General features: G+C 75.2%; 15 protein-coding genes. 6 read left to right on the top strand and 9 right to left on the bottom strand.

From position 1 onward, the window contains the following. Window positions 1-120: 120 nt before the first annotated feature. A complete protein-coding gene (locus ABD671_RS13870; protein WP_344734011.1) occupies window positions 121-639 on the top strand; it encodes a hypothetical protein in 519 nt (172 codons plus the stop codon). Window positions 640-690: 51 nt separating this feature from the next. On the opposite strand, the gene eda is transcribed toward ABD671_RS13870, so the two are convergent. Genes eda through zwf form a run of 3 tightly spaced genes read right to left on the bottom strand, consistent with a single transcriptional unit; the run spans window position 691 to window position 4,740 of the window. Continuing rightward, a complete protein-coding gene (gene eda / locus ABD671_RS13865) occupies window positions 691-1,338 on the bottom strand; it encodes a bifunctional 4-hydroxy-2-oxoglutarate aldolase/2-dehydro-3-deoxy-phosphogluconate aldolase (RefSeq protein WP_344734010.1) in 648 nt (215 codons plus the stop codon). After that, entirely contained in the window at window positions 1,322-3,223 is a 1,902-nt protein-coding gene (gene edd / locus ABD671_RS13860) for a phosphogluconate dehydratase (protein ID WP_344734009.1), read from the bottom strand. Before edd ends, eda begins: the two co-directional genes overlap by 17 nt. Further along, window positions 3,220-4,740, bottom strand: coding sequence for a glucose-6-phosphate dehydrogenase (zwf, locus tag ABD671_RS13855; RefSeq protein ID WP_344734008.1), 1,521 nt, complete (start codon window positions 4,738-4,740; stop codon window positions 3,220-3,222). The genes edd and zwf overlap by 4 nt, the downstream gene beginning before the upstream one ends. Window positions 4,741-4,823: 83 nt before the next feature. Between zwf and ABD671_RS13850 the strand changes: the two genes are divergently transcribed. After that, a complete protein-coding gene (locus ABD671_RS13850) occupies window positions 4,824-6,011 on the top strand; it encodes an ROK family protein (protein ID WP_344734007.1) in 1,188 nt (395 codons plus the stop codon). 18 nt (window positions 6,012-6,029) lie between these two features. Here the strand turns inward: ABD671_RS13850 and ABD671_RS13845 are convergent, their stop codons facing one another. From ABD671_RS13845 to ABD671_RS13830, 4 genes are read right to left on the bottom strand one after another with little or no spacing between them, the layout of a single operon-like run. Next, window positions 6,030-6,242 carry a hypothetical protein gene (locus ABD671_RS13845; protein ID WP_344734006.1) on the bottom strand — a complete coding sequence of 71 codons (213 nt, stop codon included), beginning with the start codon at window positions 6,240-6,242 and terminating at the stop codon, window positions 6,030-6,032. Then, window positions 6,239-7,177: an EsaB/YukD family protein gene (locus ABD671_RS13840; protein ID WP_344734005.1), complete on the bottom strand. Its 939-nt coding sequence runs from the start codon at window positions 7,175-7,177 to the stop codon at window positions 6,239-6,241. The genes ABD671_RS13845 and ABD671_RS13840 overlap by 4 nt, the downstream gene beginning before the upstream one ends. A gap of 12 nt (window positions 7,178-7,189) precedes the next feature. Next, on the bottom strand, window positions 7,190-7,483 hold the full coding sequence (locus ABD671_RS13835) for a WXG100 family type VII secretion target (protein ID WP_344734004.1): 294 nt from the start codon (window positions 7,481-7,483) through the stop codon (window positions 7,190-7,192). A gap of 36 nt (window positions 7,484-7,519) precedes the next feature. After that, window positions 7,520-7,861: a WXG100 family type VII secretion target gene (locus ABD671_RS13830; RefSeq protein ID WP_344734003.1), complete on the bottom strand. Its 342-nt coding sequence runs from the start codon at window positions 7,859-7,861 to the stop codon at window positions 7,520-7,522. 155 nt (window positions 7,862-8,016) lie between these two features. On the opposite strand from ABD671_RS13830, the gene eccCb reads away from it, so the two are divergent. Then, the gene (gene eccCb / locus ABD671_RS13825) at window positions 8,017-11,535 is read left to right on the top strand and encodes a type VII secretion protein EccCb (RefSeq protein WP_344734002.1); all 3,519 of its coding nucleotides are present in this window, start codon (window positions 8,017-8,019) and stop codon (window positions 11,533-11,535) included. A 15-nt stretch (window positions 11,536-11,550) separates the two neighbouring features. Here the strand turns inward: eccCb and ABD671_RS13820 are convergent, their stop codons facing one another. After that, the gene (locus tag ABD671_RS13820) at window positions 11,551-12,024 is read right to left on the bottom strand and encodes a nuclear transport factor 2 family protein (protein ID WP_344734001.1); all 474 of its coding nucleotides are present in this window, start codon (window positions 12,022-12,024) and stop codon (window positions 11,551-11,553) included. A gap of 148 nt (window positions 12,025-12,172) precedes the next feature. Between ABD671_RS13820 and ABD671_RS13815 the strand changes: the two genes are divergently transcribed. The 3 genes from ABD671_RS13815 to ABD671_RS13805 all read left to right on the top strand — a co-directional run bounded on the left by ABD671_RS13815 (window position 12,173) and on the right by ABD671_RS13805 (window position 13,387). After that, window positions 12,173-12,346, top strand: coding sequence for a hypothetical protein (locus ABD671_RS13815; RefSeq protein WP_344734000.1), 174 nt, complete (start codon window positions 12,173-12,175; stop codon window positions 12,344-12,346). A 151-nt stretch (window positions 12,347-12,497) separates the two neighbouring features. Next, window positions 12,498-12,815, top strand: coding sequence for a type II toxin-antitoxin system VapB family antitoxin (locus ABD671_RS13810; RefSeq protein ID WP_344733999.1), 318 nt, complete (start codon window positions 12,498-12,500; stop codon window positions 12,813-12,815). Continuing rightward, window positions 12,812-13,387, top strand: a complete 576-nt coding sequence (locus tag ABD671_RS13805; protein ID WP_344733998.1) for a LytR C-terminal domain-containing protein — start codon at window positions 12,812-12,814, stop codon at window positions 13,385-13,387. Before ABD671_RS13810 ends, ABD671_RS13805 begins: the two co-directional genes overlap by 4 nt. Window positions 13,388-13,411: 24 nt before the next feature. Here the strand turns inward: ABD671_RS13805 and ABD671_RS13800 are convergent, their stop codons facing one another. Continuing rightward, window positions 13,412-14,947 (bottom strand): potassium/proton antiporter, encoded by a 1,536-nt coding sequence (locus tag ABD671_RS13800; protein ID WP_344733997.1) that lies wholly within the window; start codon window positions 14,945-14,947, stop codon window positions 13,412-13,414. Between the last annotated feature and the right edge of the window lie 30 nt (window positions 14,948-14,977).

Below are 14,977 nucleotides of genomic sequence, written 5' to 3'. Positions count from 1 at the left end.
TTCGGCGGGTACCCGCCGAAACTTCGGCTCGCGGCCGAACCTTCAGCCGGGCACCGAAAGATCCAGCGGGTACCCGCCGAATCTTTCGGCCGCCCTACCCCCGTGGGCCACGATGGCGCCGTGGACGCCAGCCCGCGATCGTTCGAACCGATCGGACCCGAGGAGCTCGGGCGCATCGCGACGTTCGTGGGGCACGGCGACGCGCGCCGGACGGCGTCCCGGCCCGAGCTCGCGGGCCGACTGGTCGCGGGCTGCCTGGCGCAGGGGGCGGCCGCGCACCTGCTCGACGGCGTGACCGGCGTGAAGGACCTCGACGTCTGGCTCTTCTACGACACCCGGGGCATCCGCTTCGTGCACGGGCTGGCCCGCAACCGGCTCGACTACGGGCCCTCGAGGTTCGGGCGGCACCCCGACGACCCGCCGCGCTTCACCGGACGCCGGGTCGACGTGATGGCCCGCTCGGTCCCGGACGACGCCCCGCGGCGCACCGGGACGATCGGCGACATCGACCCCGCCGACGGCGTCCGTGCGTGGCTGGCCGGACCCCAGGATTCCCCGCGCCATCTCCGCCGCCGACCGGTGGTGCTGCTGTGGCCGACGGGACGTCTGGGAGAGGTGGTGTGGCGAGGGCGCGGATAGCTTCTTCGGTCAGCCGAGGAGACGGTCGACCGAAGAAACGTGCACGGGGCCTCAGCCCCGCAGCTCCGCCGTCGCGGCCGCGAGCGCGATGATGCGGTCCCAGTCGCCGGCAGCGACGGCGTCCTTCGGCGTGAGCCAGGAACCGCCCACGCAGGCGACGTTCGGCAGCGCGAGGTAGGACGGCGCCGAGGCGGGCGTGATGCCGCCGGTCGGGCAGAAGCGGACGTCGGGGAGCACCGAGGCGACCGCGCCCAGGTAGGCGGTGCCGCCGGAGGCCTCGGCCGGGAAGAACTTCACCTCGGTGAAGCCGGCCTCGCGCGCGGCGATCACCTCCGAGACCGTCGCCGTGCCGGGCAGCGAGGGCACCGGCAGCGAGCCGAGGTGCGCGAGCAGGGACGGCGTCGCGCCCGGCGAGACGAGGAACCGCGCACCCGCCTCGACGGCGGCGTCGGCCTGGGCGGGCGTGGTGATCGTGCCGGCGCCGATGACGACCTCGGGGGCCTCGGCGGCGATGAGGCGGATGGCCTCGAGCGCCACGGGGGTGCGCAGCGTCAGCTCGACGACCGGGACGCCGCCGGCGGCGAGCGCCCGCGCCAGCGGGACGGCGTCCTCGGCGCGGTCGACGACGACCACGGGGACGACGGGGACCAGGTCGAGCACCGACCCGCCGGAGCCGAGGAGATCAGGCAGTACGGACAACGGAGTCCTCCAGTCGCGGGTCGCGGGCGTCGTGCGCGGGCTCGCCGGGAGCCCCCGTGGGCAGGATCGCACCGAACACGCTCGCACCGGTGTCGGCGGCGCCGACGGAGCGGCGGAAGGAGGCGAACAGCTCGCGTCCGGTGCCGGTCCACTCCGAGGCCGAGGCGGCCCGGCCCGACGGCACGCGGCCGGCGAGCGAGGCGTCGAGGTCGAGGCGGTCGGCCACGGCGTCGACGGTGATGACGTCGCCGTCCTGCACCCGCGAGAGCGGGCCGCCGAGCGCGGCCTCCGGGGTCACGTGGATGACCGCCGGCACCTTGCCGGAGGCACCCGACATGCGGCCGTCGGTGACGATGGCGACCTGCTGGCCGCGGTCCTGCAGGACGCCGAGGGCCGGGTTGAGCTTGTGCAGCTCGGGCATGCCGTTGGCGGCCGGACCCTGGTAGCGGACGACGGCGACGAAGTCGCGCCCGTCGAGGTCGCCGGCGGCGAAGGCGGCCAGGAAGTCGTCCTGGTCGTCGAAGACGATCGCCGGCGCGGTGACGCGACGGTGCTCCTCCTTGACCGCGGAGACCTTGATGACGCCGGTGCCGAGCGGACCGCGCAGCACCCGCAGGCCGCCCTGGGCCGAGAAGGGCCGGTCGGCGGGTCGCAGCACCGCGTGGTCGAGGGACTCCTTGGGGCCCTCCTCCCAGCTGAGGTCCCCGCCGCGCAGCACGGGCTCGCGGGTGTAGTGCGACAGACCGCGGCCCATGATCGTGGTGACGTCGTCGTGCAGCAGGCCCTCGCGCAGCAGCGTGTGGATGAAGAACGCCATGCCGCCGGCGGCGTGGAAGTGGTTCACGTCGGCCGAGCCGTTGGGATACATCCGGCTGATGAGCGGGACGACGTCGGAGAGGTCGGCCAGGTCGTCCCAGGTGAGCTGGATGCCGGCCGCGGCGGCGATGGCCGGCAGGTGCAGCGTGTGGTTGGTCGAGCCGCCGCTGGCCAGCAGCGCGACGCAGGCGTTGACGATCGCCTTCTCGTCGACGATCTCGGCGATCGGCGTCGGCTCGCCGCCCTGGCGGGTGATGCGGGCCGCCCGCTCGCCCGCGGCCCGCGTGAGCGCGTCGCGCAGCGGGGTGCCGGGGTTGACGAACGACGCACCCGGCAGGTGCAGGCCGAGCACCTCCATCAGCAGCTGGTTGGAGTTGGCGGTGCCGTAGAAGGTGCAGGTGCCGGCGGAGTGGTAGGAGGCCGCCTCGGCCTCGAGCAGCTCCTCGCGGGTGGCCTTGCCGTCGGCGTAGCGCTGCCGCACGGCGGCCTTCTCGGAGTTCGGCAGACCCGAGGTCATCGGACCGGCCGGCACGAACACCGCCGGCAGGTGGCCGAAGGAGAGCGCGCCCATCAGCAGGCCCGGCACGATCTTGTCGCAGACGCCGAGGAACAGGCCGCCGTCGAACATGTCGTGCGCGAGCGCGATCGCGGTCGACATGGCGATGACATCGCGGCTGTAGAGCGAGAGCTGCATGCCCGCGCGGCCCTGGGTGATGCCGTCGCACATGGCCGGGACGCCGCCCGCGACCTGCGCGATGCCACCGGCCCGCGCGACCGCCTTCTTCAGCACCGGCGGGTAGGTCTCGAACGGCTTGTGGGCCGAGAGCATGTCGTTGTAGCTGGTGACGATCGCGATGTTCGGCTTCACCCGGCCGCGCAGCGCGAGCTTGCCGGCCTCGGGCTCGGCGGCGAACCCGTGCGCGAGGTTGGCGCAGGCCAGCCGGTGGCGGGCCGGCGCGGTGCCCGACGCCTCGGCGACGCTGGCGAGGTAGGCGGCGCGCGTCTCGGCGCTGCGCTCGCGGATGCGGTCGGTGACGGCCGCGACGACGGGGTGGACGGCTGCGCTCATCGGTCGAACTCCTGCCAGGTACGGCCATCGCGCCCGAGCAGGGCGTCGGCGGCGGCGGGGCCGGTGGTGCCGGCGGGGTAGGCGAGCGGCCGGTCGCCCGCGGCGTCGGCCGCACGCCAGTGCTCGAGGATCGGGGTGACCCAGGTCCAGGCGGCCTCGACCTCGTCGCGGCGCATGAAGAGCGTGGGGTTGCCGCGGACGACGTCCATCAGCAGCCGCTCGTAGGCCTCGGGCGAGCGCTGGTCGAACGCCGCGGCGTAGGAGAGGTCGAGCGAGACCGGCCGCAGCCGGATGCCGCCCGGGCCGGGCTCCTTGGCCGTGAGGTGCAGGCGCATGCCCTCCTCGGGCTGCACCAGGATGTGCAGGCGGTTCGGGCCGCCGCCGCCCTCGGCGTTCGGGAACATCGCGTGCGGCGGCTCCTTGAACTGCACGACGATCTGCGAGACGCGGTCGGAGAGCCGCTTGCCGGTGCGCAGGTAGAAGGGGACGCCGGCCCAGCGCCAGTTGGAGATCTCGGCCCGGATCGCCACATAGGTCTCGGTCGTGGTGTCGGGGCGACCGACCTCGTCGGCGTACGCCGGGTCGCCGTCGCCGCTGCCGACGTACTGACCGCGGACGACGTCGCGCGCGACGTCGGCAGGGCCGAGCGGGCGCAGCGCCTGGAGCACCTTGAGCTTCTCGTCGCGCACGTTCTCGCGGCCGACGTAGGTCGGCGGCTCCATCGCCACGAGGCACAGCAGCTGGAGCAGGTGGTTCTGCACCATGTCGCGCAGCGCGCCCGCGTGGTCGTAGTAGCCGCCGCGGTCGCCCACGCCGAGCGATTCGGCCACGGTGATCTCGACGTGGTCGATCCACCGCGAGCTCCACAGGGGCTCGAGCAGGGTGTTGGCGAAGCGCGTGACCAGCAGGTTCTGCACGCTCTCCTTGCCCAGGTAGTGGTCGATGCGGAAGATCTGCGACTCGGCGAAGACCTCGCCCACCGCGTCGTTGATCTGGCGCGAGGAGGCGAGGTCGTGGCCGATCGGCTTCTCCATGACCACCCGCGAGGACGGCGTCACCAGGCCGATCTCGTCGAGCTGGCGGCAGATGGGCCCGAAGAGGGACGGCGCGACGGCCAGGTAGTAGACGCGGACGACGTCGAGCGGGCCGTCGGGCCCGGAGCGGACGCCGAGCTCGTCGTCCTTGAGCAGCCCGGCGAGCCGGTGCCAGTCGGTGGGGTCGTGGGCGTCGAGGGTCAGGTGGTGCAGGCGGCCCAGCAGGCGGCGGACGGCGGCGGCGTCGAGTTCGGCGGCCGGCACGTGCTCGGCGAGGGCGTCGGCGACGATCGAGCGGAAGCCGGCGTCGTCGGTCTCGGTGCGGGAGACCCCGACGATGCGGAAGTCGTCGGGCAGCTGGCCCTCGCGGTCGCGGTGGAACAGCGCGGGCAGCAGCTTGCGCAGGGCGAGGTCGCCGGTGGCCCCGAAGACCACGAAATCGCCGTGCTGGGGAAGCTCCGCGGCGGGCGGCAGGTCGGTCATGTCTCCACGGTCGCATCGGAATTGGATCGATACAAGCTCATTTCGGTTTTTTTCATACATAAGTCGGTGACTACGATGCACAGATGGCCCAGATGACCGCCGTCGAGCGCACCCGGCTGCCCGCCGGGCCCACCCCGGGCGCGCTCTTCGACCTCGTGCGCAGCGGCCGGGCCGTCACCCGCAGCGCGCTCGGCACCGCCACCGGGCTCTCGCGCACCGCCGTCTCGGCCCGCCTCGACCTGCTGCTCGCCGCCGGCCTGCTCACCTTGGGCGAGCAGGTGACGACCACCGGCGGGCGGCCCTCGGAGTCGCTGCGGGTCGCCGCCGAGGCCGGCACCGTGCTCGCCCTGGCCATCGGCCGCTCGCGCCACCAGGTCGGCCTCTACGACCTCGACGGCACCGAGATCGCCTCCGACGCCGCCCTGCACCGCGCGGGCAGCAGCGCGCCCGACCTCATGCCGGACGTCGTCGGACTCGCCGTCGCCCTGCAGGCGGCCCATCCTGGGCCGCCGCTGTTGGCCGTCGGCATGTCGCTGCCCGGTGCCGTCGACACCGAGGCGCTGACCAGCGTCGGGTCGCCGGTGATCCCGGGCTGGGACGGCGTCCCGCTGCGCCCCTTCCTCGAGCCGCTCGGCGAGGTGCCGGTGTGGCTGGGCAACGACGCCGAGGCCCTGGCCCATGCCGAACTGCTCGGCCGGCCCGACCTGCGCGACGCCCTGGTGATCAAGGCCTCGACCGGTATCGGGCTCGCCGTGCTGGCCGACGGTCGCCTCGTGCGCGGTCACGACGGCGCCGCGGGGGAGCTCGGGCACTGCCGGGTGCCCGCCGGGGCCGACAAGGTGTGCCGTTGCGGCGCCACCGGCTGCCTGGAGACCGTGGCCGGCGGCTGGGCGCTCATCGGCGAGCGCACCGACGGACTCGACCACGTGCGCGAGCTCGTAGCCCTCGCCCGCGACGGCGAGACCGAGGCTCGCGCGGCCATCAGACGCGCCGGCCAGCACCTCGGCGAGGTGCTGGCGGTGGCGGTCAACCTGCTCAATCCCGAGGCCGTGGTGCTGGGCGGCGACCTCAGCATGGCCTTCGACCCCCTGGCGGGCGGGGTGAAGGAGACGCTCTACCCGCGCACCAGCGAGCTGGCCACCCGGCGGCTGCGGCTGCTGCCCTCGGTGCACGGCGAGCGCGCCGGTCTCGTCGGATGCGCGGCGCTGGCCCTCGACCACGCGCTCGCACCTGCCGCCATCGACGCCCGGTTGGTCGCCACCCTCGGCTGAGCCGTCGGTGGCCGCGTCTCATCGGCCGGCCTCCTCGGCCGGGCGCGCCGGGGCGTCGGCCGCCAGCACCTCCACCGCGGCGACCCCACCCAGGGCGAGGAGGGTCGCGAGGACGCCGGCGACGACCGCGCGGGCGGCCGACGGGCGCGGACCGACCGTCGCCTCGACCCAGCGGCGCCGATGCTCGGCGGCGATGACGGCGGCATGCTCCTCAGTCGGGCCGAGCGTCATCGCACCAGCTCCCGGACGAGATCGGGCAGCCCGGCCGTGACCGCGGCCGACGGCGCCAACGCGACGAGCGCGACCACGCCGACGGCGTCCACCAGCCGATGCCGGGGCAACCACACCGGCCAGCGGGCACCGGAGCCGAGCAGCAGGGTCGCCGGGGCGCCGACGAGCACGAGCACGGCCGCCACGACCGGCCGCACCTCGGGCAGCAACAGGCCGGAGCCGACCACGGTGGCGAGGACGGTCGCACCGGGGAGCCGGGCGGTGCCGGGCGCCGCCCGGTCGAGCAGGACGACGCCGCAGGCCGTCGCGAGCGCGAGGCCGGCGGGGCCGCTGGCGACCAGAGCGGGCACGAGGACGACGATCGTCGCGCCGAGGCCCGCCCCCAGCACGGCCGTCAGCGCCACCGCCCGGCGTACCTGCGCCGCCGCGGCCTCGACCCCGATCGGACCCTCGGCGGACGGCGTGCCCAGCGCGAGCGCGGCGACTCCCGGCACGGCGCAGAACAGGGCGGCGGCCATCGCGGCCAGGGGGCCCACCGCCGCAGACGGGAGGGGGCCCACGAGGGCCGCGAGGCCGGTCAGGAGTCCGACGACGACAGCCGCGACGGCCACCTCGAGGCCCGGGCCGACCGGCGCGGGCCGGCCGGCGGTCCAGGCCTCCACCGGGTCGTCGTGGCGGAGCCTCGGCACCGGGAGGGGATCGGGCCGCAGCACCAGCAGCACGCCGTCGGGCACCTCCTGCCGTGCCAGGGACCGCTCCGGGTCGAGCGGCTCACCGGCGATCGACGCGAGCGCCCACGCCCCTGTGACGGGGAGGCCGGAGGCGCGAGCGAGCTCGGGCACGAGCTCGACCACGGGGACCTCGGCGGGCAGGTGCAGGTCGAGGCGGCGGCGTCCACCGACGACGGTCGCGCGCAGCAGCGGAGGTGCGGTCACGGCCGGACCCGCTCAGCCGAAGAGCGCGGCGCCCCGCAGGTCGGCGGCGGCGTACTCCGCGTTGGCGCGGGCCACCGTCACCGCCGTGCGGGCCAGGAGCTCCTTCATCTCGCCGATCAAGGCGTCCCAGCGGGCCTTGGCCTCGGTGTAGGACTGCTCGGCCGCACCGGCCCACACGCCGCGCAGCCCGGCGAGATCGGCCTCGAGCCGGTGCAGCCGCTCCTCGAGGGAGCGCACCCCCCGGGCGAGGTCGGCGGCGCCGGCGTCGAGGCCGGCGTGATCGACGAGGATGCCGTCGAAGGTCATGGTGGTTCTCCTTCAGTTCAGGGCGGATCCGGGGGCTCAGCGACCGGGGACGGCGCCGAGGGCGTGCTGGAGGGCGAGGAGCCCGGCGTTCTGCTCCTCGTCGGCGGACTCGGCGACGCGTTCGGCGCCGCGCAGACCGGACTCGAAGTCGTCGAGGGCTCCGACGATGCGGGCCTGCCGCTCCTGCCAGGCAATGGCGAGGGCGGCGAAGGCGGTGGCACCGCGTCCGGACCAGTGGACCTGGAGGCGCTCGGCGTCGGCGCGGACGCCGGCCCCGATCGCGTCGAGGTCGAACCGGGCCTCGGCGACGAGGGCGGCCGCGCGGCTCAGCGCGTGCTCGCCCTGCCGGAACGTTCCGGGCACGAGGGGGGATGTCATGACGATCTCCTTGGGGCTCCTGGGGGCCGGCGCACCGGCGATCGAGTGGATGCCGGACTCCTACCCCGCTCCGGTCGGCCGGGGCCGCTCGTCCACAGGCCACTCGACCTGGGGACGACGACGTCCGGGCGTCCCGGCGCGGGTAGGGGGCGCGGGTGACCCGTATCGAGATCGAGGCACCGCCCGAGCTGCCCGACGACGACGCCACGCCGGGGCCGGCCCTCACCGTGCTCCCGATGCTCGGGGGCCTGGGCTCGCTCCTGCTGCTGACCACCTCGGCGGGAGGCTCGCCCGCCCGCGCCGCGGTGGCCGCAGGGATCATGCTGACCGCGACGCTCGCCGTCGCCGGCGCGCAGCTCGACCGCCAGCGCCGTCGCTCCCGACGCCGGCTCGCCCGCAGCCGGGCGCGCTACCGGCGCCACCTGGCGGAGGTCCGCGCCCGCGCCCGGCAGTGCGCCGCCGACCAGCGGGCCGAGGCGCTCGACCGCTTCCCTCCCCCGCACCTGCTGCCGCAACGACTCGCCCACCTCCCGCACCCGCCTCGAGCTGCGGCGCCGAGCGATCCGATCGCGGTCCGCATCGGCGTCGCCGCCGCACCGCTCGCGGCCACCTGGCAGCTCGCGCCCGACCCCGGCGAGCGCACCGATCCGGTCTGCGCGGAGGCCCGACGCCGGCTGGTGACCGCGCACGCAGAGGTCGACGACGTCCCTCTCGTGCTCGATCTGCGCGAGCACCGCGTGCTCCTCCCCCACGGCACCGAGGACGACGACCGGGCCTGGGCACGCGCGCTGATCTGCTCCGCCGCGGCCACGCATCCGGCCGCAACGCTCGCCGTGGAGGTGCGGGCGGCTGCCGACCGGCTGCCGGAGTGGGACTGGCTCAAGTGGGTGCCGCACACCGGCGCCGCCGACGCCGCACACCGGCTGATCGTGCTCGACGGAGCGGACCACGCAGAGCCGGTGGCCGACGACACGACGGTCGTCGTCCTGATGCCCTCGACGGAGCCGCCGGCGGTCGGCACCCCGATCACCCTCACGCCCGCGCACGACCGCTGCGGTCCGGCGACGGCGGAGGCGATCGCGCGGCGCCTGGCCGGGCGCGGGGGCGCCGATCGCGCGGTGGCCGGCTGGCGGACGCTGCTCGACGCGGCGGGGTCGCCGGCCGGGGCACGGCTGCGGGTGCCCCTGGGCCTCGACCCGGACGGCGTCCCCGTCACGCTCGATCTGCGCGAGGCGGCCGAGGGCGGGGTGGGGCCGCACGGGCTGGTGGTCGGCGCCACCGGGTCGGGCAAGTCCGAGCTGCTGCGCACCCTCGTGGTGGGCCTGGCCGCACGTCATCCGCCTAGCGAGCTGACCTTCGTGCTCATCGACTTCAAGGGCGGTGCGACCTTCGCCGAGGTGGCCGCACTCCCCCATGTCGCGGGCGCGATCACCAACCTGGCCGACGACCTCGAGCTGGTCGAACGTGCCGAGGACGTGCTGGCCGGCGAGCTCGTGCGGCGACAGGAGCTGCTGCGGGCGGCCGGTGCCGCATCGGTGCGGGAGGCCCGAGCACGCGGTGCGGGTGCGGCGTCCGAGCTTCTCGACCTGCCCGACCTGCCCGACCTGCTCGTGGTCGTCGACGAGTTCTCCGAGCTCCTGCTCGCCCGCCCCTCGTGCGCCGACCTCTTCGCCGCGATCGGGCGCCTCGGTCGCTCGCTCGGGCTGCATCTCGTGCTCGCGACCCAACGCCTGGAGGAGGGGCGCCTGCGCGGCCTGGAGGCCCACCTCTCCTACCGCATCGCGCTGCGCACCTTCAGCGCCGCGGAGTCGCGGGCCGCGATCGGGGTGCCGGACGCCGTCGACCTGCCGCAGGCGCCGGGCCATGCGCTGCTGCGCTGCGGGCCGGGTGATCCGGTGGCGTTCCGGGCCGTCCACCTGGGCGACCCGGCACCGTCATCCTGCGGGGGTGGCGGGAGCGGACCACCTCGACTGCGCGCCTTCCGCAACGGGTCGGCGACGATCCGCCCGCCGTCCCCCCGGCCGGGCCCCACGCTCCTGGAGGCGCAGGTCGCGGCGCTGCGGACCGCGGGCGCGCCGACCCGCCGGCTCTGGCTGCCGCCGTTGTCGATACCACCGCGGCTGGGCGAGCTGGTCGGGGACGTGACGACGGGGTCCGCGGGGCTGCACTCGCCGCGCATGCGCGCCGACGGCGGCCTGCGGGTGCCGATCGGCCTGGTCGACCGTCCCCGCGAGCAGCGCCACGACCCGTTCGTCGTCGACCTCTCCGGGGCCGGTGGTCACGTCGCGGTGGTCGGCGGGGCCCGCAGCGGCGTGTCGACCACCCTGCGCACCCTGGTCGCCGCGCTCAGCCTCGCGGCGTCGCCGCGGGAGCTTCAGGTGCTGGCGATCTCCCCCGACGACCCGGCGACCTGGCGGCTGCCGCACTTGGCGGGCATCGCCGCACCGCACGACCCGGCCGCGGTGCGTCGCCTCGTCGAGGCGGCCGGCGACCTGCTCGCCGACCGGGCCCGGGCGCAGCGCGAGCGGGGCGCCTGCGCCGAGGGTCGGGTGGTGCTGGTGGTCGACGACTGGGGCGCACTTCGCCTGGAGGATCCCGATCTCGAGGGGCCGCTGCTCGACCTGGCCGCCCGGGGCCTCGGGCTCGGCGTCCACCTCCTCCTCGGCGCCCGTCGCTGGAGCGACCTGCGCCCGGCCCTGCGCGACCTGCTCGGCACCCGCGTCGAGCTGCGCCTGGGCGATCCGGACGCATCGGCGGTCGACCGCCGCCGCGCCGCGGCCGTCCCCGTCGACCGACCCGGGCGCGGGCTGACCCCGGGCGGCCACCACCTGCTGATCGCCCGCCCCGAGCTCGCGGACGGCGTCCCGGTGGCGCGGGCGCTGACCGAGGCGTGGCCGGGGCCGCCGCCACCGCAGGTGCGCACTCTCCCCGATCGGATCGACCTCGACGCCGTGCGCCCCGCCGTCCCGTCGGGAGCGGTGGCCCTGGGCTGGGAGGAGCGGAGCTGGGGCCCCGCGACCTGGCACCCGGACGCCGACCCGCACCTGCTCGTGCTCGGGGACGCCGGGTCGGGCCGCACGGCCACGCTGCGCGCGGTGGCGGCCGAGCTCGCGCGCCTGCACGCGCCGGACTCGGCGCGGCTGATCGTCGTCGATCCGCGCCGTTCGCTGCTGGAGGCGGTGTCCGAGGGGCACGTGCTCCACCACGCCGGCGAGGAGGAGGCGATCGGGCGCATCGCGACCGACCTGGCCGCCTATCTGCGCGCGCGGCTGCCCGGCCCCGGTCTGACCGCAGCCGAGCTGCGCGCCCGCTCGTGGTGGACCGGCGCCGAGGTGTTCGTGCTGGTCGACGACGCCGATCTGCTGGGGGTGGGCGGCCCGTCGCCGCTGCGCCCTCTGGCGCCGCTGCTGCCGCACGCCCGCGACATCGGCCTGCACCTGGTGCTCGCCCGCCGCATGGCCGGGGTGTCGCGTGCGTGGGGCGATCCGGTGCTCACCACCCTGCGCGACCTGGGCGGCCCGGCGCTGCTGCTCGCCGGCTCCCCCGACGAGGGGCCGGTGCTCGGCGGCCTGCGCCCGGCCCCCGCCGTCCCCGGGCGGGCCCGCCTGCTGCGCCGCGGGGACGACGTCCGCCGGGTGCAGGTGGCCTGGACACCCGGGCCGGGCGATCCGTGAGCGGGCGAGGAGCGCTCAGACGTGGGTGTGGGTGCCCGGACCGCTCACCTTGAAGCTGGGGATGTCGTCGAGGCTCATGGTGGCCTCATAGGTGCGGCGGTAGCCGGTGTGGGCGACCCGCCAGCCGTCGGCGGTGCGCACGTAGCGGTCCTCGTAGATCGCGGCGCCCTCGAGCATGAAGCGGAAGGCCTCGACGATCACCTTGTCCTGGAGGTACCAGCGGCCGGTGGCGGTGTCGCCGTCGATGACGATCTCGGGGTGGTGGGCCTGGTGGAGGGTGATCATGCCCTCGGTGATGTTGGTGCGCATGTAGGTCACCAGGGCGTCGCGGGAGTCGAAGATCAGACCGTTGTAGTCGCCGGTGGTCTCGGGGACGAAGCAGTCGGCGAACTCGTCCCACTGCTTGGTGTCCAGGGTGCGCAGGTAGCGGTACTTCAGCGCGCAGATCGCGTCGCGGTCATCGCGGGGGTCCGGGAGGGAGGTGGTCACGCGCGCACCGTACGCCCGGCCGATAGGTGTCCACGCTCACATCCGGCGAAAAACTCCTGTAACCCGCCTGCTACCTGGGCGCTATCCGCCTGAGTAAAGATTGGATCGTTCCAGACGGACCGTCACCCGTACACCTCAGGAGGCCACGATGGAGAACCCCACCAGCGCCGCTCGGAGCTTCGACCTGCACACCGCCCCGCGTGCGGACCTGAAGACCCGACACTCGCAAGCGCTCGCCAAGCTCATGGCGGAGCGCGAAGACCTGCGCGGCATCAACGGATTCGCCGACATGATCGACGACTCCCTGCGCTGGACCGCCTGAGGCGGAAGGCATGCCCGCCACGCGGCGGGCCACTTCGACGGGCCGGCCCGGCGGCGTTCGCGCCACCGGACCGGCCCATCGGCGTGCTGGCCACGACCACCGGCGGACGCGCCCGCGGAGCCCGACCGGCGCCCGTCGTTATAGTCGCCACGTGATCTTCAAACGGGTGGGCGAAGGCCGCCCGTACCCGCCCCACGGACTCACCCAGCGGGGCTGGGCGGAGCTGCCGCCCCGGCAGGTGCGCCTCGATCAGCTGATCACCACCAAGGACACCCTCCAGCTCGCCGCCCTGCTCGACGAGGACTCCACCTTCTACGGCGACCTCTTCGCCCACGTCGTCCAGTGGCACGGCGAGCTCTACCTCGAGGACGGTCTGCACCGGGCACTGCGGGCCGCCCTCCAGCAGCGCACCGTCCTGCACGCCCGGGTCTACGCCTGGGCGGCGGACGAGGGCGGGGCCGGCGCATGAGCGAGGAGGAGTCGACCTCCACCCGGGTACTCGGCGACGGCGCCCGCAGCGCACTCACCCTCGCGGCACTGGCCCTGCTGCTCGTGGTCGGGTTCGTGTGGGGTCTGCGGGAGCTGACCGCGCCGTTCGGGTCCAGCCCGTTCCAGACGGCCACCGGCACCGGCGCGGAGGAGACGAGCGACGCCGACTGCCGCATCGTCGAGGTGCCGGCGGGCAACCAGATCACGCCGTCCGACCTCGTCGTGAGCGTGCTCAACGCCGGCAGCCGCGAGGGCCGGGCGAGCGAGGTGCTCCAGCAGCTCACCGACGAGGGGTTCGCGCCCGGGCGCATCGGCAACGCGCCGGCCGGCAGCGCGGTCTCGACCGTGCAGATCTGGACGACGACGCCGCGCCAGGCCTCCACCCGCCTGGTGCTCAGCGCGCTCGGTCCCGGTGCCACCGTGGTGCGCCGCGAGACCGACCTGCCCGGTGTGGTCGTGGTCATCGGCGACGGTTTCGACGCGCCGACGACGCCGCGGGAGTCGGTCACCTCGGTGCTGGCCAGCCGTATCTGCAGCCCGCCCGAGAGCTGAGCCGCAACCCGCGACTCGCCTGGATCAGCGGGGCCGCTCCGCCGCCCTCCGGCGCCGCTCCTCCGGCCCGAGCCACTGGGCCAGTCGGCCATGCCGGCTGACCTCGCGCAGGCGCCGCTCGGTCTGCTCGCGCACCGCACGCGGCGTCACCACGAGCAGATCGTCGCCGCGCTTGAGCACGCTGCGCTGCTCGGGGGCGAGGGTCTGCCCGTCGCGGATGACGAGGGCGATGGTGGCGCCCGTGGGAAGTCGCAGCTCGCCGATCTCGACGCCGTGCAGTCGGGAGACCGGGCTGATCGTCACCTGGAGGAGGTCGGCGGCGATGCGTTCGAGCGGCGCGGCCTCGAGGTCGAGGTCGCGGGGCTCGCTGCGCCGGGCGACCCGCAGCACCCGGGCGACGAGCGGCAGGGTCGGGCCGGTGATGAGGGTGTAGACGACGACCATCACGAAGACGAGGTCGAAGAGCCGAGCCGACCCCGATACCCCCTCCGACAACGGGATCGTCATGAGCACGATCGGCACGGCACCGCGCAGACCGGCGTAGGAGACGAAGACGAGCTGGCGCGGGGAGAGCGCGCGCGGGTCGACCAGCGCGCTGATCGCCACCGACAGCGGCCGGGCGAGGAAGGTGAGCACGAGACCGGCGAGCAGCGCGAGGCCGATCGTCTCCGGCGTGATGCGGCCCGGGGACAGCAGCAGGCCGAGCATCACGAACAGGCCGATCTGGGCCAGCCAGGCGATGCCCTCGGAGAACGACCGGGTGGCGCCACGGTGCGGCAGCTCGCTGTTGCCGAGCACGAGGGCGGCGACGTAGACGGCTGCGAAGCCGCTGGCGTGGATCGCCGCGCCGGCGCCGTAGGCCAGCAGGGTGAGGGTGAGCACGGCGATCGGGTAGAGACCCGACGACGGCAGGGCCGCGCGCCGCATCACCCAGGCGCCGCCGAAGCCGATCGCCAACCCGAGCAGCACGCCGACGACGAGCTCGTAGACCACCAGGCCGCCCATCGCCCAGGGCGACTCCTCGGCGAGCGAGCCGCCGGCCACCAGCGTCACCAGCACGACGGTGGGCGCGTCGTTGAGTCCCGACTCCGACTCCAGGACGCCGATGAGCCGGCGCGGCAGCGGGACGACCCGCAGCACCGAGAACACCGCGGCGGCGTCCGTCGGGGAGCACACCGCGCCGAGCAGGATGGAGAGCTGCCAGCTGAGGCCGAGCACGTAGTGGCCGGCCACCGCCATCACGGCGGTGGAGACGGCGATGCCGACCGTGGCCAGGGAGAGGCCGAGGCGCATCGAGGGGCGCACCTCGCGCCACGAGGTCGTCAGACCGCCCTCGGCGAGGATGAGCACGAGCGCGCCGAACCCGAGCGCGTGGGCGACCTCGGCGTCGTCGAAGCGGATGCCGATGCCGGACTCGCCCAGGGCGACGCCCATGAGCAGGTAGAGCAGGAGGCTCGGCAGTCCGGCGCGTGCGGTGAGCCGCACGGCGAGGACGGCGGCGAGGGTGACGGCGGCACCCACCAGCACGACCTGGTCGAGCTGGTGGACGTCGAAGCTCATGTCACCTTCCGGCGTCGTCGGGGGTGGCGG

This window comes from Nocardioides fonticola (genome assembly GCF_039536805.1).
Lineage (GTDB): Bacteria > Actinomycetota > Actinomycetes > Propionibacteriales > Nocardioidaceae > Nocardioides > Nocardioides fonticola.
The sequence above is the reverse complement of the archived record's forward strand: the minus strand, read 5'-3'. Positions and strand labels throughout refer to the sequence as shown.

Coding starts and splice junctions, on each gene's coding strand:
- edd (WP_344734009.1), bottom strand. CDS start 3,223: ATGAGCGCAGCCGTCCACCCCGTCGTCGCGGCCGTCACCGACCGCATC.
- zwf (WP_344734008.1), bottom strand. CDS start 4,740: ATGACCGACCTGCCGCCCGCCGCGGAGCTTCCCCAGCACGGCGATTTC.
- ABD671_RS13850 (WP_344734007.1), top strand. CDS start 4,824: ATGGCCCAGATGACCGCCGTCGAGCGCACCCGGCTGCCCGCCGGGCCC.
- ABD671_RS13845 (WP_344734006.1), bottom strand. CDS start 6,242: ATGACGCTCGGCCCGACTGAGGAGCATGCCGCCGTCATCGCCGCCGAG.
- ABD671_RS13835 (WP_344734004.1), bottom strand. CDS start 7,483: ATGACCTTCGACGGCATCCTCGTCGATCACGCCGGCCTCGACGCCGGC.
- ABD671_RS13830 (WP_344734003.1), bottom strand. CDS start 7,861: ATGACATCCCCCCTCGTGCCCGGAACGTTCCGGCAGGGCGAGCACGCG.
- ABD671_RS13815 (WP_344734000.1), top strand. CDS start 12,173: ATGGAGAACCCCACCAGCGCCGCTCGGAGCTTCGACCTGCACACCGCC.
- ABD671_RS13805 (WP_344733998.1), top strand. CDS start 12,812: ATGAGCGAGGAGGAGTCGACCTCCACCCGGGTACTCGGCGACGGCGCC.
- ABD671_RS13800 (WP_344733997.1), bottom strand. CDS start 14,947: ATGAGCTTCGACGTCCACCAGCTCGACCAGGTCGTGCTGGTGGGTGCC.